Raw genomic sequence first — 17,501 nt, 5'->3', positions numbered from 1 at the left:
GGATGTGGACGGGCCATGCCTGACGCTGACGATGTAGCCGCTGCCGACGAACAAATGGGTCTCGCCGAAGGTGACCCGGCCGTCGATCAGCTGCGCGGTGCGGGCGACGATGAACAAGGCGTCGCCATATTGCTCGATCTTCGGCCGCTGGTGCGGGTGCTCGGCGTCCTCGATCGCCAGTTCATGCAGGTGAAACTGCGCCTGGACGCGAAGCAGCAGGTTGCGGTCGGGCTCGAGCAGGCCAATCCAGACGACATGACCGGTTTTTTTTGCCCATTCGCCGGCCTCCTCGATGGGAATGTCGGCGATGCGACGCCCAGCCGTGTAGACGCCGGAAGCGATAATGCCGGAGGTCGGCGCAGGCGCCGGAGTCAGGTTCCGAACATTTTCCATCACAACCTCCCGAAGCAAATCCACGGACGAGGATACAGGAAAGCCTGGAAAGTCTAGCGCAATTCGGATGATGGTTCGAGAGTGCGACCGTTCAATTAACCGGAGGCATCGCGGAAAGGCTGATCTTGTCGGTCTTGTCGCCCTTCGGCCGCTCGGCCGGCATCTGCTCGCCGGTGACGATGTAGTAGATGGTCTCGGCGATGTTGGTGGCGTGATCGCCGATGCGCTCGATGTTCTTGGCGCAAAACAGCAGATGTGTGCACGGCGTGATGTTGCGCGGATCTTCCATCATGTAGGTCAGCAATTCGCGGAACAGCGACGTGTACATGGCGTCGATCTGGTCGTCGCGGTCGCGCACGAAGCCGATCTTGTCGACCGAGCGCGATGCGTAGACGTCGAGCACTTCCTTGAGCTGGGTCAGCGCCAGATTGGCCAGGGCTTCGAGGCCGCGAAACAGGCTGGTCGGCTGGCGTCCGTCGGTGACGGCGCCCACCCGCTTGGCAACGTTCTTGCCGAGGTCGCCGACCCGTTCGAGGTCGGCGGAAATGCGGATGGCGCCGACGATCTCGCGCAGGTCCGTCGCCATCGGCTGGCGCTTGGCGATGATGATGATCGCCTTGTCGTCGATTTCGCGTTGCCCTTCATCGAGCACTGCATCGTCGCGGATGACCTTCTGGGCGAGGCCGGGGTCGGCATTGACGAGGGCGGCAACCGCCTGTTCGACCATACGCTCGGCATGGCCGCCCATCGCCGCGATGCGCTTCGACAGATATTTCAGCTCCTCGTCATAGGCGCTCATGATATGCACGGACTGCATGGCGAAATGCCTTCCCACGGGTGTCTTGTTTTGAGTCGTTTCCTCGAATCCCCGCTGATACGCTAGCCGGATGACAGAAAAAAGAAACGGTCCCGTGGAAAACTAGGGCAGTATCAGTGCGTCGGCAAATGAACCGAGAAGGCAGCGCCCTTGCCGAACTCGGACTTGATCGAAAGCCGGCCATTGTGGCGTGTCAGGATATGCTTGACGATCGACAGACCGAGGCCGGTTCCCTTCTGAGTGCGGCTGGTCTCGACATCGACGCGATAGAAGCGCTCGGTGATGCGCGGAATGTGTTCCTCGGGAATGCCGGGGCCAAAGTCCCTGATGGTCACGTCGATGCCTGGCTCCGAGCCGGGATCGCCGCGCGCGATCGACACCACCACGCGGCCGCCCGACTGCCCGTACTTGCAGGCGTTTTCCAGGAGGTTCTCGAAAACCTGGAAGAGCTCGTCGCGATCCCCCGGCACGTCAAGCGGGCCGTCGGCGTAATCCCGTTCGACGACAACGCTGTTTTCCCTGGCCAGCGGTCCGAGCGAATCGATGACGCTGTCGACCGTCTCGCGCAGGTCGACCTCGGTTCCCGGCTTCAGATAGGGCTTCATCTCGAGCCGCGACAGCGACAACAAATCATCGATCAGGCGCGCCATGCGCCCGGTCTGGCTCTGCATGATCTGCAGGAACTGGTCGCGCGCCGCCGGGTCGTTGCGGGCCGGTCCGCGCAGCGTTTCGATAAAGCCGGAGATCGAGGCGAGCGGCGTGCGCAGTTCGTGGCTGGCATTGGCTATGAAATCGGCGCGCATGCGGTCGATCCTGCGCGCTTCGCTCTGGTCCTTGAACACCAGCACATAAAGATCGGTGCCGTGGCCGACCGAGGAGGCACTCACCCGGTAAGCCCGTTCGACCGGCAGCTTCTCCGTATAGTCGACGACGTCAGAGGCGACATCGCCCGACAGCACGCCGTCCAGCAGAGCCTGCATTTCCGGCGCCCGGAATTTCAACGACAGCGACAGACCGGGCGCGATCCCGCCGAAGGCGGCGAAAGCGGCGGCATTGGCGTGGACGATGGTGGCGGTCCGGTCGAAGATGATCAGCGGATCGGCGACGGCTGCCGCAAGGTATTCGCCGGAGAGCCGTTGCAGGCCGATTGCCTCGATCGCCGCGGCACTCTCGGCCGATTGGCGCGTGCCGGTGACCGGCAGCATTGCCGCTGCAAGCAGCAGCGCCAGCGCCGCAAAGACGACAAAGCCGGATATGGCGGCCAAGGCATATACAGCGAGAACCGCGACGACACCGGCGATCAGCAGCCAGCGGCTGCTCCACAGCCGGACCGCCAGGCCTCGCGCCATGCCACTCTGCTCTGCGTCCAGGTCAGCCATTCGCTCGCGCGCCCGCACCCTTGCCTCGCACCCGGTCGACCGGCGACGGAAACTTCCGCGCGACTGGTCTAACGCATGACCCAGAAAATCGGAATCGATTTTCTGAAAGGATCATGCGCAAAATCAAAAGTGCTGTAGTGGCTCCCAATAGCATGAGTCCGGAAGCAGAAAAGGGTTCGTCTCGATGAAAAAAGCCAAGGAAACTCCCGCCGTGCCGACTTCGGGTCCGCTGAAGATCAGGATCGGCGGCAAGGAGCGGGAGTTCGATATTGAAAATCCCGTACTTCCCGACTGGGTCGAGGACAACAAGCTGACCGCCGGCGGTTACCCCTACGACAAGAAGATGAAAAGCGAGGAGTATGACGACACACTCGAGAAATTGCAGATCGAGCTGGTCAAGGCGCAGGCGTGGCTGCAGTCGACCGGAAAACGGGTGATGGCGCTGTTCGAGGGCCGCGACGCCGCCGGCAAGGGCGGCACGATCTTCGTGCTGCGCCAGTACCTGAACCCTCGTACCGCGCGCAACGTGGCGCTGACCAAGCCGACCCCGACAGAGCAGGGGCAGTGGTACTTCCAGCGCTATGTCGACCATTTTCCGACATCGGGTGAGTTCCTCACCTTCGACCGCTCCTGGTACAACCGCGCCGGCGTCGAGCCGGTGATGGGTTTTTGTACGCCGCAGCAGCACGAGCAGTTTCTCGACGAGACACCGCATTTCGAACGGATGATCGCCAATGAGGGCATCCACTTCTTCAAATTCTGGCTGAACATCGGGCAGGAGACGCAGCTCGAGCGCTTTCACGATCGCCGCTTCAGCCCGCTGAAAAGCTGGAAGTTTTCACCGATCGACGTTGCCGGCATCACCAAGTGGGACGACTACACCAAGGTCCGAGACACCATGTTCGAGCGCACCCACAAAGAATTCGCGCCGTGGATCATCATACGGGCCAATGACAAGCGGCGCGCGCGRCTCGGGGTCATTCGGCGCATCCTCCTATCGCTGCCCTATGACGGGCGCGATCTCGACATCATCGGCAAGGAAGACAAGAAGATCGTTGGCGAAGGGCCGTCGTTTCTGGGAAAGCAAGACTGACGTCTTTTGCGCCGCGCAGCCAGAGGCCGCGCGGMGCGTTCGTCATCGGCGCCTTTCGGTCGGACCGTTCAAGCCACCAGCCGGGCTATGCGCTGCAATCGCCGCAGCGTGGTGTCGTCCTGCAGCGCCTGCTGGAAAAGCGAAATCTCCTGATCGATACGGTCGCACAGCGCGCCGGTGTTGCCCTTGAGCAGGCCGCGCGTCTGCAGCAAGGCGGCGACCGGCTTCTTGACAAGTTGTCTCGCCCGGCCGAGGGCCGCGTCCTCGACGCTGCCGCCCGGCACGATCTCGGCGACGAGGCCGAGCGCCCTGGCATCCTCGGCGCGAAGTGTGTCGCCGAGGCAGAAGAAGCGGAAAGCACCGGCATAGCCGAGTTTCTGCGGCGCCAGGATGCTGGTCGCGGCATCCGGGACCAGGCCGAAATCGACGAACGGCACCCGGAACGTGCTTTGATCGGACGCGATCACCATGTCGCAATGGAACAGGATCGTGCAGCCGACGCCGACGGCATCGCCATCGACGCAGGCAAGGATGGGTTTGGGGAACGTCGCCAGCGTGCGAAACAGATCGGTGACGGCGGCGATCAGTTTCTGGTGCTTGGTGGCGTCGAGGAACTCGGAGAAATCGCCGCCGAGGCAGAAGCAGCCTGACAGGCCGCGCAGCACGACGACGCGCACCTCCTCATTGTCGGCGGCTTCATGGAAGGTCTTTGCCAGGCTTTCATAGGCTCTTCTGTCCAGCACCGGCCGGCCGTCATTCGACGATACGGTGACAATTAGCGTGTGGTTGCGGAGTTCTGGTTGCGGATGGGGGCTCATGACTGTCTCCGATTTCACGACGCACGCCTTTGACCGAGCATGTCGGGGTATCCCCTGGTCAGCACGGGAGCAAAATGATTGCGGCGCGAACGCACCACATCGAGCGTGTGCTCGTTGAACGTAAGCAAGGTGGCTACGACCTGCTGGTTGCCATAGGTGCGCTGATAACCCAGCGGGGTCGCCAGGAAATGCAGTTGCAATGCACGCAGCACCCACATCGGCTCGAACTCGATGATCACCTGGTTGACGTTGCGCTTCAGTCCCCACTCGACGAAGCCAGCGATCAGCTCGGTGCCGACGGTTGACACGCCGCGACGGCCATCGCGGTAACCTGGAGCGACCGCATAGCGGGTCAACTCGTAGATGTTGGGTCCGGAGGGCGGCGTTCCTTCAAAGAGGTCGGTCAGCACCTCGGTCAGCAGATGTCCCCGCGTCGTCGGCAAAAGCCTCTGGTAGCCCGCGACTTCACTGCCCCTTATGACGATTTGATGGACGGCCTCGTCATGATCGAACTGGTCGCATTCGAGCCCGTCGGGGCGCCTGAGGTCCTCCCATCCCATCTCCTCGACGAATATCTTGTAGCGCAAGCGATGGACCGCCTCCCAAAGGTCCGGGCGTTCCATCAATTCTTGGGTTGTGAGAGAAAAAAGCATTCCGTCATCTCCTGGTTTCAGAGGAAGATACGGCCGTGCTTCGATGAGAAAATTGCGTGATCGCGTAGGCTAGAATTGCTAGGCCGGCACGGCCGACCTAACTAATGTAGCCCCGCCTTATCGCTTCGGCGACCGCCTGAACCCGGTTGACGGCACCAAGTTTGCTTTTGGCGTTAAGAAGATGTTTCTCCGAGGTATGTTCGGAGATGCCGAGGATTTGCGATATCTCCCACTCGGACTTGCCGACGGCGGCCCATTGCAGGCATTCGCGTTCGCGCGGCGTCAGTACGATGTGATCGATGGTGTTGCTCGCCATCGTGTGGAGCTGCATGGCGCGGCCGACCGCATAGGTCGACACCAGCGACACCAGGCCGAAATCGGCCGCCGACAATTCGACTGCCTCGCCGCCCAGCGACACCATGACGATCTGACCGTCGAGCGTGATCAGCGGGAAGGCCAGTCCGTCGCGCAACTTGAACGCGCCGGCATCGCCCATCACTTCGCCGCTGCTTTTGTCGATGCGGGCGCCCTGTGAGGCTTCGCGCCACTGGAACGGCGCCTGCAGCTGTTTCATGTGGCTGACGACCGGGTCGTGATCGACATAGTTGCGCGCCACATAGCGCTCCAGCCATTCAACAGGCCAGTCGCACAGAAGCACATGCTGCTTTTGCTGGCCGCTTGGCGTGCCCGGCTGCGGCACGGTTCCCGCCATCAGAGCGGTGAGCCCGAAATCCGACGTTACACCCAGCAACGTTTCGCAGACTGCCGCCGCCGTTCCGGCGTGCTGCAGTTGGTCTATGAATTCCAGCGTGCGATCGAACTGACCCATCGCAACATCAACCCTATGTTGCCTCATGCATTGCGACCAATGATGCGTGCTTCGTTTGCACTTCACCACCGACCACGGATTGCAAACCGCATGTTTCCGGTCGTGGTTCTCACCTTGGTCCCCCAACCAAGGCAGCCACTGCTATTTGCAAACTCCCTAAAGCATATCCTGAAATTGACGCGTTGAAATCAAAAAGCATTGTACCTTTGTCATTTTCGTACCAAAACCTGCCAACACGACTGCGGCGGAGTCTTATCGTGGCGTTCCAGTGGAGGTCTTTGGCTCTTGCGTCGCTGCTGATCGCAGCGCTGTCGGTCGCCGGTACCGCGCGCGCCGCTGAGCCGCAGGTGCCGGTGCTGTGGGATGCAAAGGAGCGGCTGCCGAAACCGGACCTTTCGGCACTGCCCCGGCTGCGCTTCCTGACGACCACGGATTTTCCACCCTTCAATTTCCTTGACGGCTCGGGAAAACTGTCCGGTTTCCATATCGATCTGGCGCGCGCCATCTGCGCCGAGCTGGGTATTGTCGACAAATGCCAGATCCAGGCCCTGCCCTGGGCAGAGCTCGAAGGCGCGCTGCAGAAAGGCGAGGGCGAAGCGATCATCGCCGGCATCGCCGCAACGGCCGAATCGCGCTCGACCTATGCCTTCTCACGCTCTTACCTGCAGTTCCCGGCCCGCTTCGTCACGCAGAAGAGCAAGGATCTAACCGACCCGGTCTTTGACAAATTGCGCGGCAAGCGTGTCGGCGTGCTCGCCGGCTCGGCGCATGAGCGCATGCTGCGCGACTATTTCAACACCGTTCAGATCGTCCCCTTCGACAGGCCGGAAGATCTCTATGCCGATCTCAAGGCCGGCAAGCTCGACGCCGCCTTCGGCGACGGCATGCGGCTGGCCTTCTGGCTGGGCGGATCGGATGCGGCCGGCTGCTGCCGCTTTGCCGGCGGACCGTATCTAGCGCCCGAATACCTGGGTTCTGGCATGGCCATCGCCACCAGGGCGGACGATCCAGCACTGGCCGCCGCGTTCGACTACGCGCTGCAGGAGATCTCGATGAAAGGCACGTTCGCCGAATTCTATCTGCGCTATTTCCCGGTCAGCTTTTTCTAGGCCCCGAAAGGCAGCGCCCTAAGTCAGGGTGCGCAGCCTCGCCTTGGCGGCACGACCGATGGCGGCGACCGTCAAGGTGTCGAGGTCAAGCTGACGCCGGATGAGCTGCAGCACCCGGACTTCCTCCATGCGCATTTCGAGATCGACGGCGGCCACCTCGAAGGCGGCGGCATAGGCGGTGTCGCGCAAGCGCTCGGGCAGCGCCTCGGCAACCCGCGCAAGAACGCCTTCTAGGCCGTCCTTTTCATTCAGCATCTTCTGGCAAGCCTGGGCGACGCCGACCAGCCGGTCGTGGTTGAAATCCTCAAACACCGGCCACGAACGGACGACGTCGCCGATCCGGGCCAGCTCGACATCGGTCATGTCGCGATCGGAAGCCGAGGTGATGACCATCAGGTAGATCAGCGCTTCATGCGGCGTCGGCAACGGCATTCTGTGCTCCTTGAATGGGCTCCGAAGGTAGGAAAGCGGTATCGGCACCGCAAGGAAAAAGCGCTGCACGCGTTGACGCTCCGGCCACGCACGCCTAGAGACCGGTTGAAAACCCCTGCTTCGGGCAACACCGGCGATTTATTTGGAAAACTGTGACATGGCGGGATCAAACATCTTCGATCTCAATCCCGAGCTGCTGGCGGCCGCGACCGAGAGCAAGGCATGGCCGTTCGAGGAAGCCAAGAAGATCATCGGACGCTACAAAGGCACCGACTTTCCTGAAACCATCCTGTTCGAGACCGGGTACGGACCCTCCGGCCTGCCGCATATCGGCACGTTCGGCGAGGTGGCGCGCACGACGATGGTGCGGCACGCCTTCCGCGTCCTGACGCAGGACAAGGTTGCGACCAAGCTGCTGTGCTTTTCCGACGACATGGACGGCATGCGCAAAATCCCCGACAACGTGCCGGATCGCGCAGCGCTGGAGCCACATTTGCACAAGCCGCTGTCGTCGGTGCCCAATCCGTTCGGCGACGATTATGCGAGCTTTGCCGATCACAACAACGCGATGCTTTGCCGCTTCCTGGACACGTTCGGCTTCGACYACGAGTTCGCCAGCGCGACGCAATATTACAAGTCGGGCCGCTTCGACGCGATGCTGCTGCGCGCCGCAGAACGCTATGACCAGATCATGGCGGTGATGCTGCCGACGCTCGGCTCCGAACGGCAGGCCACCTACAGCCCGTTCCTGCCGATTTCGCCGAAAAGTGGCCGCGTGCTTTACGTGCCGATGAAGCATGTAGACGCCAAGGCCGGCACCATTACCTTCGACGATGAAGGCACCGAGACCACTCTTTCGATCACCGGCGGCAGGGTGAAGCTGCAATGGAAGCCGGATTTCGGCATGCGCTGGGCAGCGCTCGGCGTCGATTTCGAAATGTTCGGCAAGGACCACCAGACCAATGCGGTGGTCTATGACCGCATCTGCAACATCCTGGGTGGGCGTGCTCCAGAGCATTTCGTCTATGAGCTGTTCCTCGACGAAAACGGCCAGAAGATCTCGAAGTCGAAGGGCAACGGGCTGACCATCGACGAGTGGCTGACCTATGCGCCGACCGAGAGCCTCGGGCTCTATATGTACCAGCGGCCGCGGCAGGCCAAGAAGCTGTATTTCGATGTCATCCCGAGAGCAGTGGACGAGTATTACACCTTCCTTGCGGCTTACCCGCGGCAGGACTGGAAGGAGCGGCTGGGCAACCCGGTCTGGCATATGCATGACGGCAACCCGCCGGCCATCGACATGCCGGTGCCGTTCTCGCTGCTGCTCAACCTGGTCAGCGCTTCCAACGCGCAGAACAAGGATGTGCTGTGGGGCTTCATTTCGCGTCATACCGCGGGGGTGACGCCTAAGACGCATCCCGAGCTCGACCAGCTGGTCGGCCATGCGATCCGCTATTTCGACGATTTCGTGAAGCCGACGAAGACCTTCCGCCCCGCCGACGAGGTCGAGCGCGCGGCGCTGGCAGCCCTCGACACGGCGCTTGGCGCGCTGCCGACGGACGCCAACGGCGAAGCGATCCAGAACGCTTCGCTCAATGTCGCACGTAGGATCGAACGCTATCAGGATCACTCCAAGCAGAGCCCGGAAGGTGGCCCCGGCGTGTCGGGCGCCTTCTTCCAGATGATCTACCAGGTGCTGATCGGCCAGGAGCGCGGCCCGCGCTTCGGCTCGTTCGCCGCGCTCTATGGCATTGCCGAGACGCGGGCGCTCATTGAGCGGGCGCTGGCTGGTCAGCTGGCTTGAGAACGCCGTCGACCTCTTCCAGGATCGAGCTCGGCGCCTGAGGCGCAGGGCTTGGTGCGGCCGGCATCGCCGGCATGTCGGAAAGGTTCGGCGCCGATCCGAAAATGCCCTTCTTGGCCGTGCGCGCCTTGTCGCCGGCCTCGACATAGGGTCCACCTTTGGCGGCCCGAGCCCAGCCGTTTTCGACCAGCCATTGACCGACATCCTGCTTGCCGATCCGGCATTCGGCGGCGATCAGGTCGCGACCGCCCTCGGGCGGCACGGTGCAGACCACCGCGCGGCCGCGCAGGAAGGCGCGGAACGCCGTTCGCGCCCGGATACCGCACGGCCAGGCTTTGCCGTCATCGCTGCAGGTCTCGTCATGCCTGACGATGTCGATGCCCGACACCGCGACCGAATAGCCCTTGGCCTCGATCAGGCCGGCGGCCTGCGCGACCGGCTGGAACAGCTTTGTCCCGTTCCAGTCGTCGGGCATTTTCGGCCTGGGCGGCACGGCCAGCGCCAGCTTGCTCAACGGCTCGCGCGGCTCGACACGCTCAAGCCCCTCGGCGGGCAGTTCCGGTGGTACGATAATTTCAGGATCGATCGCCCTCGAATGTGACGCCGGCTTTGGCGGCTGCGGAGCGGTTATGGCGGATGTCGCCGGCTCTGCGAGCACGGTCTCGGCGCCCTCCTGCGAGATCGTGTCGGCGCCCGGATCGACCTGATCCACCGTGACTACGCCTGCACTTCCCTTCAGCGTGCGACCGCCAGCGACGACCATTGCCGCCATCGCCGGGACCATCAGAACCGCCAGGACAAGATGAGGGAGCCGCACCAGCCGGACCTACTGGCTTGCCCAGACAATCCGCGCCACCCATTCGACATCGCGCATGGGAATGTCGCGGTCCGGATGATCGGGATTGAGCGAGACCAGTGCAATCGACCTGACGGTCTGGCGCTCGAGCACCTTGGCCATCACTTCGCCGGCGGTGGTCTTGACGACGACACGATCGCCCTTGCGGGTGATGGCGCCCGGCTCGACGATGAGGACGTCGCCATCGCGGTAGAGCGGCAGCATGGAATCACCTTGCACCTGCAGCGCATAGGAGCTCTCCGTCGATTGCGCCGGCAGTTCGACCAGGTCCCAGCCCTGCCCGGCCGGAAAGCCGGCATCATCGAAGAAGCCGCCGGCGCCGGCTTGGGCAAAGCCGAGCAACGGCACCGAGCGCCTGTGGGCTACCCGTGCTTCCTGGGCTGACGCGGCCCTGCCCTCAATCAGGCCGGTGAATTCGTCGAGCGTAGCCCCTGTCGCCTCGATGATCTTGGCAAGCGATTCGGTCGACGGCCAGCGCGGCCGGCCATCCGACGACAGACGTTTCGACTTGTTGAAGGCCGTCGAATCGAGCCCCGCGCGCCGGGCCAGCCCCGAAGCCGACAGCGAATAGCGCTCGGCGAGAGCATCTATGGCAGCCCAGACACGGTCATGCGAGAGCAAGCTCGCTCTCCTCGAAACAGGAAAAAATGCCTCTTCCTGTCTAACGCGCAACCGCCGCCATGTCCACCGGGCGCAGCAGGCGGATTGCCGACAAAACTGTGTGCCGCCGCGACAACGACGCGCGGTTCAGTGATCGGACATCAATGATCGCCGATGAACCTATCCGGCCATCGCCGCCATCGCTCTCGGCAAGCCCTTCCTGAGTTCCTCAGCGTTCATCACCGGGATCATCTCGACGCTGGCATTGAAGGCGAAGAAGAACCGCTCGGCGACATAGGGCATATCCGAACTGTCCTTTACCTCCACCACGAGATAGGCCGTTCGCCGGCCACCGTCGGCGGTGAAATAGGCGGCCTCCGGGTTGAGGTCGGACAAGGTGTGCTCGATGAACTTGGCCATGCTGCCGTTCTTGATCGCCTTGTTGCCTTCCTCGGCCGGGATGGAAACTCTCAGCATCATACGCATGACGATTACGTCCTTCTGCCAACTTTAGGTTAGCAAAAGCTAATTTATCACCGACGGACCGCATGGGAAAGCTGAAGCGCGCCGGCCACGGCTACGTGCCGTGGCCATCATACGCAGACTAAAGGGTGACAAGCGTCCTTTGCGTCTCCGAAGGACGCCCAGCGCTGCCGCCGCACCCAGACATAGATCGGCCCGCGTCAGGCTGCCTGCTTCACGTCACCGGCGTAAGGATTGAAGCGCTCATAAAAGGTTTCGCCCTTCTCGGCCATATCGAGCAACAGCTTGGGCGCCTTGAATTCGGCGCCGTATTTCTTCTGCAGTTTCTTGGCGATCTTGACGAATGCCTTGGCGCCGATGCCGTCGATATAGGACAGCGCACCGCCGGTGTAGGGCGCGAAGCCGAAGGCCAGGATCGAGCCGACATCGGCCTCGCGCGGGTCGGTGACGATGCCCTCTTCCATCACCCGGGCCGCTTCCAGCGCGATGGTGACCAGCAGCCGCTGCTGCAGCTCTTCATAATCGAGCTTCTCGGCAGCAAGCTGCGGATAGAGGTCCTTGAGGCCCGGCCACAGCTTCTTCTTGGCCGGCTTGGCGGGATAGTCGTAAAAACCCTTGCCATTCTTGCGGCCGAAGCGGCCATGGTCGTCGACCATTGTGTTGATCAACGCCATTTGCTTCTGGTCGACTGCGGTGTCGCCGAGATCGCGCATGGTCTGCTTCATGATTTTCTGCGCGAGGTCGATGGCCGTCTCGTCGGTCAGGGCCAGCGGGCCGACCGGCATGCCGGCGGCTTTCGCCGCATTCTCGATCATGGGTGCAGGCACCCCTTCGATCAGCATCTTGTAGGCTTCCGACATGTAGCGCAGCACGCAGCGGTTGACATAGAAGCCGCGCGTGTCGTTGACGACGATCGGCGTCTTCTTGATGGCGCGGACGAAATCGATGGCTGTCGCGAGCGCCTTGTCGCCGGTCTTCTTGCCTAAAATGATCTCGACCAGCATCATCCTGTCGACCGGCGAGAAGAAATGGATGCCGATGAAGTTCTTCGGCCGCGCCGAGTTCTTGGCCAGCGACGAGATCGGGATGGTCGAGGTGTTGGAGGCGAAGATGGCCGAGGCTTTAAGCACCGCTTCCGCCTGCTCGGTGGCGCTCTTCTTGACGGCGGAATCCTCGAACACCGCTTCGACCACCAGGTCGCAGCCGGCAAGGTCGGCATAGTCAGCCGTCGGCGTGATCAGCGACAGAAGTTTGTCCTTCTCCTCGGGCTTTGCACGGCCCTTCTTCACCTGATCCGAGACCAGGCTGTCGGAATGCGCCTTGCCCTTGGCGGCCGACTCCATGTCGCGGTCGAGCAGAACCACCGGAATGCCCGCCTTGGCGGTGACATAAGCAATGCCGGCGCCCATGAAGCCGGCGCCGAGAATGCCGATCTTCTTGAACTTGGTTTCCGGCACGCCGGCCGGGCGACGCGCGCCCTTGTTCAGTTCCTGCAGCGACACGAAAAGCGAGCGGATCATCGCCGCCGCTTCCTGGGTCTGCATGATCTCGGTGAAATAGCGCTGCTCGATGCGCAGGGCCGTGTCGAACGGCACCAGCAGGCCTTCATAGACGCATTTCAAGATCGCGGCGGCAGCTGGATAATTGCCATAGGTCTCGCGGCGCAGGATGGCGATGGCCGGCGGCCACAGATTGAAGCCGGCGGGCGAATAGATCTGCCCACCGGGCAGCTTGAACCCCTTCTCGTCCCACGGCGCCACCGGCTTCAGGCCGTTCCTGATCATCGCCTTGGCGGTGTCGACCAGCTTGGCCGGTTCGGCGATCTCATGGATCAGGCCCATCGACTTGGCCTTCTGCGGCGACAGTGTCTGGCCGGACGTCAGCATCTGCAGCGCCTGTTGCTGATCGGTCAGCCGCGGCACGCGCTGGGTGCCGCCGGCGCCCGGGAAGATGCCGATCTTCACTTCGGGAAGCGCCATCCTGACCTTGTCGCTATCGGCGGCGACACGGCCGTGGCAAGCGAGCGACAATTCGAAGGCGCCGCCCATGCAGGTACCGTTGATCGCCGACACCCACGGCTTGCCCGACGTTTCAAGTTTGCGGAACAGGCCGGTCATAGTGCCGGCCTGGTCGAACAGCGCCTTGGTGGCCTTTTCGACATCCTTGTCCTTTTCAGCGGCGAAAGTGGTCAGCATCTTCTGCAGCAAGGTGATGTCGGCGCCGCCGGAGAAGGTGTCCTTGCCGGAGGTGATCACCGCGCCCTTGATGGCGGCATCACCCGCCACCATGTCGACGATGGCGTTCAGTTCCAGCATCGCCTCTTCGGTGAAGACGTTCATCGAGCGGCCCGGCATGTCCCAGGTGACCAGCGCAATGCCGTCGGCGTCGATGTCGAGGGTGAAATTGGTGTAGCTCATGATTTCTCTCCCCTGTCAGACGCGTTCGATGATCGTTGCGGTGCCCATGCCGGCACCGATGCACAGCGTCACCAGCGCGGTGTTGAGATCGCGGCGCTCGAGTTCGTCCAGCACCGTGCCGAAGATCATCGCGCCGGTGGCGCCGAGCGGATGGCCCATGGCGATGGCGCCGCCATTGACGTTGATCTTGTCGTGCTCGATATCGAAGGCCTGCATGTAGCGCAGCACCACCGAGGCGAAGGCCTCGTTGAGCTCGAACAGGTCGATATCCGACAGCTTCATCTTGGCGCGCTTCAACAGCTTCTCGGTGACGTCGACCGGACCGGTCAGCATCAGCACCGGTTCGGACCCGATGTTAGCGAAGGTGCGGATGCGAGCGCGCGGCTTCAGCCCCATCGCCTTGCCGGCCTTCTTCGAGCCGAGCAGCACGGCGGCGGCGCCATCGACGATGCCGGACGAATTGCCGGCATGGTGGACGTGGTTGACCTCTTCCACCTCGGGGTGCTTCTGCACGGCGACGGCATCGAAACCACCCATTTCGCCGGGCATGACGAAGGACGGGTTGAGCGAGGCCAGCGACTGCATGTCGGTCGACGGACGCATGTGTTCGTCATGGTCGAGGATGGTCAGGCCGTTCTGGTCCTTGATCGGAATGACGGAATTCTTGAAGCGGCCGTCGGCCCAGGATTTGGCCGCGCGCTTCTGGCTCTCGACTGCATAGGCGTCGACGTCGTCGCGCGAGAAGCCGTATTTGGTGGCGATCAGGTCGGCCGAGATGCCTTGCGGCACGAACCAGCCGGGCAGGCCAACGGAAGGATCCATAAACCAGGCGCCGCCAGAGGCGCCCATGCCGACCCGCGACATCGATTCAACGCCGCCAGCGATGACGATGTCATCGGCGCCCTGCGCGATCTTGGCGGCGCCGAAATTGATGGCGTCGAGGCCCGAAGCGCAGAAGCGCGAGATCTGCATGCCAGGCGCCTTGGTGTCGTAGCCAGCCTCGAAAGCGGCGGCGCGCGGAATGACCGAGCCCGCCTCGCCGACCGGATCGACGCAGCCGAAGATAATGTCGTCGACATTGCCGGTGTCGAGCCCGTTGCGATCGCGCAATGCCTCGAGCGTCTTGGCGGCAAGCCGCACCGCCGGCACCTCGTGCAGCGATCCGTCCTTCTTGCCCTTGCCGCGCGGGGTGCGCACAGCATCATAGACATAAGCTTCGGCCATCTTTTTTGCTCCTTGGGTTTATCGAACGGCTTTGGACTGATGCATGTCGATCTCCCAAAAATGGGACCTTTGGACGACATGCATTAGAGCGAGCGTCCGATCAGCAATTTCATGATCTCGTTGGTGCCGCCGTAGATGCGCTGGACGCGGGCGTCGCGGAACATGCGGGCGATCGGGTATTCATTCATGTAGCCATAGCCGCCATGCAATTGAAGGCATTCGTCGACGACTTTTCCCTGCAGGTCGCTGAGCCAGTATTTGGCCATCGACGCCGTCACCGGGTCGAGGCCACCGGCGATGTGGCGGGCGACGCAGTCATTGTAGAAGACCCGGCCGATGGTTGCCTCGGTCTTGAGTTCGGCCAGCTTGAACTGGGTGTTCTGGAAATCGATGATCGCCTTGCCGAACGCCTTGCGTTCCTTCACATAATCGATGGTCAGCGCCAGTGCCCGCTCGATCATGGCAATGGCACTGGTGCCGATCTGTAGCCGCTCCTGCGGCAATTGCTGCATCAGCTGGACAAAACCCTGCCCTTCCTCGTGGCCGAGCAGGTTGGACGTCGGCACGCGCATATCGTTGAAGAACAGCTCCGACGTGTCGTTGGCCTTCAGCCCGATCTTGTCGAGGTTGCGGCCGCGCTGGAAGCCTTTGACCTCATCGGTCTCGACGACGATCAGCGAGGTGCCCTTGGCGCCCTTCTCCGGATCGGTCTTGGTGACGACGATGACGAAGTTGGCAAGCTGGCCATTGGTGATGAAGGTCTTGGAACCGTTGATCTTGTAATGGTTGCCATCCTTCTCGGCCCGCGTCTTGACGCCTTGCAGATCGGAGCCGGCACCTGGCTCGGTCATGGCGATGGCGCCGATCAGCTCGCCGGTCGCCAGCTTCGGCAGCCATTTCTTCTTCTGCTCTTCAGAGCCGTAGTGGAGGATGTAGGGGGCGACGATCGAATTGTGCAGGCCGATGCCGAAACCATCGACACCGACATGGCCTATGGCCTCGATGATGGCGCTCTCATGCGCAAAGGTACCGCCCGAGCCGCCGTATTCCTCCGGCATCGAGGCGCAGAGCAGACCGGCAGCGCCGGCCTTCAACCAGCTCTCGCGGTCGACCATCTCGTTCTTCTCGAATTCGTCGTAGCGCGGCGCGATTTCCTCCGACATGAAGCGGTGCGCCATGTCGTAGAGCATGCCGACCTCATCCGCCGCCCAGGCGGGCTTCGGCAAAGAGAGCACTTCGGCGGGATTTGTCGCCACGATTTCCTCCGCGTATCGACTGACAGGACCGGCGGTGCCGGCGTYCGAGCTTAGAACGCTTCCGCCGGCAGGGCCATCAGCGTGTCGGCACCGCTCGAAATGCGGGCGAGGTGAGCGCCGGTTTCCGGCATGATCCGCTCCATGAAGAAGCGCGCCGTCACAACCTTGTTGTCGTAGAAGGACTGCGAACCGTTGGCCCCCGTCTTGCCAAGCGCCGCCTTGGCCATCTGCGCCCACATGTAGCCCAGCGCCACAAGGCCGAAGAGATGCATGAAATCGGTCGAGGCGGCGCCGGCATTGTCGGGCTTGGCCATGCCGTTCTGCAGCAGCCACATGGTGGCGCCCTGCAGGTCGTTGAGGCCCTTCTTCAGCGCCTTGGTGAACGGCGCCATTTTCTCGTCGGAACRGTTTTCCTCGCAGAATTCGCCGACCTCCTTGAAGAAGGCCTGCACGGCGCGGCCGCCATTCAAGCCGAGCTTGCGGCCGACAAGGTCGAGCGCCTGGATGCCATTGGCGCCTTCATAGATCATGGCGATGCGGGCATCGCGGACGAACTGGCTCATGCCGTGCTCTTCGATGTAGCCGTGACCGCCGAACACCTGCTGTGCCATCACGGCGTGGTCGAACCCCTTGTCGGTGAGCACGCCCTTGACCACCGGCGTCAACAGGCCGGTGTAGTCGTCGGCGGCCTGGCGGTCCTCGTCGTCGCCGGAGCGGTGGGCGACGTCGGACTTGATCGCCGTCCACAGCGCCAGCGCGCGGCCGGCCTCGTTGAAGGCCTTCATGGTCATCAGGCTGCGGCGGATGTCGGGATGGACGATGATCGGGTCGGCCTTCTTGTCCGGTGCCTTCGGCCCCGACAGCGAGCGGCCCTGCAAGCGATCCTTGGCGTAGGCGGCGGCGTTCTGGTAGGCGATCTCCGACAGCGACAGCCCTTGCAGGCCAACGCCAAGGCGCGCCTCGTTCATCATCGTGAACATCGCCTTCAAACCACCATTGGCCTCGCCGAGCAACGTGCCTTCGGCCTCGTCATAGTTCATGACGCAGGTCGAGTTGCCGTGGATGCCCATCTTCTCCTCGATCGAACCGCAGGAGACGGTGTTCCTGTTGCCGGGATTGCCTGATGCGTCGAGCTTGAGCTTTGGCACGATGAACAGCGAGATGCCTTTGACGCCTTCAGGCGCGCCCTCGATGCGGGCCAGCACCAGATGGACGATGTTGTCCGACATGTCGTGCTCGCCGGCCGAGATGAATATCTTCTGGCCTGAAATCTTGTAGGTGCCATCGCCATTCGGCACCGCCTTGGTTCGCAGCAGGCCAAGATCGGTACCGCAATGC

General features: G+C 62.5%; 17 protein-coding genes. 3 read left to right on the top strand and 14 right to left on the bottom strand.

Annotation, left to right across the window (positions count from 1 at the left end; all coding sequences use genetic code 11):
- From ACXJ7R_RS09550 to ACXJ7R_RS09540, 3 genes are all read right to left on the bottom strand, one after another.
- Window positions 1-393 (bottom strand): CorA family divalent cation transporter (locus ACXJ7R_RS09550; protein WP_457151621.1); only part of this gene is annotated, 393 nt, incomplete at its 3' end.
- Between the two features lie 91 nt (window positions 394-484).
- A complete protein-coding gene (gene phoU / locus ACXJ7R_RS09545) occupies window positions 485-1,210 on the bottom strand; it encodes a phosphate signaling complex protein PhoU (RefSeq protein ID WP_457151620.1) in 726 nt (241 codons plus the stop codon).
- 113 nt (window positions 1,211-1,323) lie between these two features.
- Window positions 1,324-2,589: a sensor histidine kinase gene (locus tag ACXJ7R_RS09540; RefSeq protein ID WP_457151619.1), complete on the bottom strand. Its 1,266-nt coding sequence runs from the start codon at window positions 2,587-2,589 to the stop codon at window positions 1,324-1,326.
- Window positions 2,590-2,773: 184 nt separating this feature from the next.
- Here ACXJ7R_RS09540 and ppk2 point away from each other — a divergent pair, with 184 nt between their 5' ends.
- Entirely contained in the window at window positions 2,774-3,682 is a 909-nt protein-coding gene (gene ppk2, locus ACXJ7R_RS09535) for a polyphosphate kinase 2 (RefSeq protein ID WP_457151618.1), read from the top strand.
- Between the two features lie 68 nt (window positions 3,683-3,750).
- Here the strand turns inward: ppk2 and ACXJ7R_RS09530 are convergent, their stop codons facing one another.
- The 3 genes from ACXJ7R_RS09530 to ACXJ7R_RS09520 form a co-directional block, all read right to left on the bottom strand.
- A complete protein-coding gene (locus tag ACXJ7R_RS09530) occupies window positions 3,751-4,500 on the bottom strand; it encodes an enoyl-CoA hydratase-related protein (RefSeq protein ID WP_457151617.1) in 750 nt (249 codons plus the stop codon).
- Window positions 4,501-4,514: 14 nt separating this feature from the next.
- Entirely contained in the window at window positions 4,515-5,153 is a 639-nt protein-coding gene (locus ACXJ7R_RS09525) for an acyl-homoserine-lactone synthase (protein WP_095082315.1), read from the bottom strand.
- A 97-nt stretch (window positions 5,154-5,250) separates the two neighbouring features.
- On the bottom strand, window positions 5,251-5,982 hold the full coding sequence (locus ACXJ7R_RS09520) for a helix-turn-helix transcriptional regulator (RefSeq protein ID WP_095082317.1): 732 nt from the start codon (window positions 5,980-5,982) through the stop codon (window positions 5,251-5,253).
- Window positions 5,983-6,239: 257 nt separating this feature from the next.
- On the opposite strand from ACXJ7R_RS09520, the gene ACXJ7R_RS09515 reads away from it, so the two are divergent.
- Window positions 6,240-7,091, top strand: a complete 852-nt coding sequence (locus tag ACXJ7R_RS09515; RefSeq protein WP_457151616.1) for a transporter substrate-binding domain-containing protein — start codon at window positions 6,240-6,242, stop codon at window positions 7,089-7,091.
- 18 nt (window positions 7,092-7,109) lie between these two features.
- On the opposite strand, the gene ACXJ7R_RS09510 is transcribed toward ACXJ7R_RS09515, so the two are convergent.
- Window positions 7,110-7,523 carry a tellurite resistance TerB family protein gene (locus tag ACXJ7R_RS09510; protein ID WP_167392009.1) on the bottom strand — a complete coding sequence of 138 codons (414 nt, stop codon included), beginning with the start codon at window positions 7,521-7,523 and terminating at the stop codon, window positions 7,110-7,112.
- A gap of 157 nt (window positions 7,524-7,680) precedes the next feature.
- Here ACXJ7R_RS09510 and ACXJ7R_RS09505 point away from each other — a divergent pair, with 157 nt between their 5' ends.
- The gene (locus ACXJ7R_RS09505; protein ID WP_457151615.1) at window positions 7,681-9,327 is read left to right on the top strand and encodes a lysine--tRNA ligase; all 1,647 of its coding nucleotides are present in this window, start codon (window positions 7,681-7,683) and stop codon (window positions 9,325-9,327) included.
- On the opposite strand, the gene ACXJ7R_RS09500 is transcribed toward ACXJ7R_RS09505, so the two are convergent.
- From ACXJ7R_RS09500 to ACXJ7R_RS09470, 7 genes are all read right to left on the bottom strand, one after another.
- Window positions 9,293-10,144, bottom strand: coding sequence for a thermonuclease family protein (locus ACXJ7R_RS09500; RefSeq protein ID WP_457151614.1), 852 nt, complete (start codon window positions 10,142-10,144; stop codon window positions 9,293-9,295). The genes ACXJ7R_RS09505 and ACXJ7R_RS09500 overlap by 35 nt on opposite strands.
- A 9-nt stretch (window positions 10,145-10,153) precedes the next feature.
- Window positions 10,154-10,804, bottom strand: a complete 651-nt coding sequence (locus ACXJ7R_RS09495; RefSeq protein ID WP_095082323.1) for a S24 family peptidase — start codon at window positions 10,802-10,804, stop codon at window positions 10,154-10,156.
- Between the two features lie 159 nt (window positions 10,805-10,963).
- Window positions 10,964-11,269 (bottom strand): DUF3303 family protein, encoded by a 306-nt coding sequence (locus ACXJ7R_RS09490; RefSeq protein ID WP_095082325.1) that lies wholly within the window; start codon window positions 11,267-11,269, stop codon window positions 10,964-10,966.
- A gap of 197 nt (window positions 11,270-11,466) precedes the next feature.
- Window positions 11,467-13,683 carry a 3-hydroxyacyl-CoA dehydrogenase NAD-binding domain-containing protein gene (locus tag ACXJ7R_RS09485; RefSeq protein ID WP_457151613.1) on the bottom strand — a complete coding sequence of 739 codons (2,217 nt, stop codon included), beginning with the start codon at window positions 13,681-13,683 and terminating at the stop codon, window positions 11,467-11,469.
- Between the two features lie 15 nt (window positions 13,684-13,698).
- Entirely contained in the window at window positions 13,699-14,907 is a 1,209-nt protein-coding gene (locus tag ACXJ7R_RS09480) for an acetyl-CoA C-acetyltransferase (RefSeq protein ID WP_457151612.1), read from the bottom strand.
- A gap of 83 nt (window positions 14,908-14,990) precedes the next feature.
- On the bottom strand, window positions 14,991-16,163 hold the full coding sequence (locus ACXJ7R_RS09475) for an acyl-CoA dehydrogenase family protein (RefSeq protein ID WP_457151611.1): 1,173 nt from the start codon (window positions 16,161-16,163) through the stop codon (window positions 14,991-14,993).
- Between the two features lie 50 nt (window positions 16,164-16,213).
- Window positions 16,214-17,501 (bottom strand): acyl-CoA dehydrogenase (locus tag ACXJ7R_RS09470; RefSeq protein WP_457151610.1); only part of this gene is annotated, 1,288 nt, incomplete at its 5' end.

Source organism: Mesorhizobium sp. P5_C1, from assembly GCF_054049815.1.
This window is presented reverse-complemented; position numbering and strand designations above follow the sequence as displayed.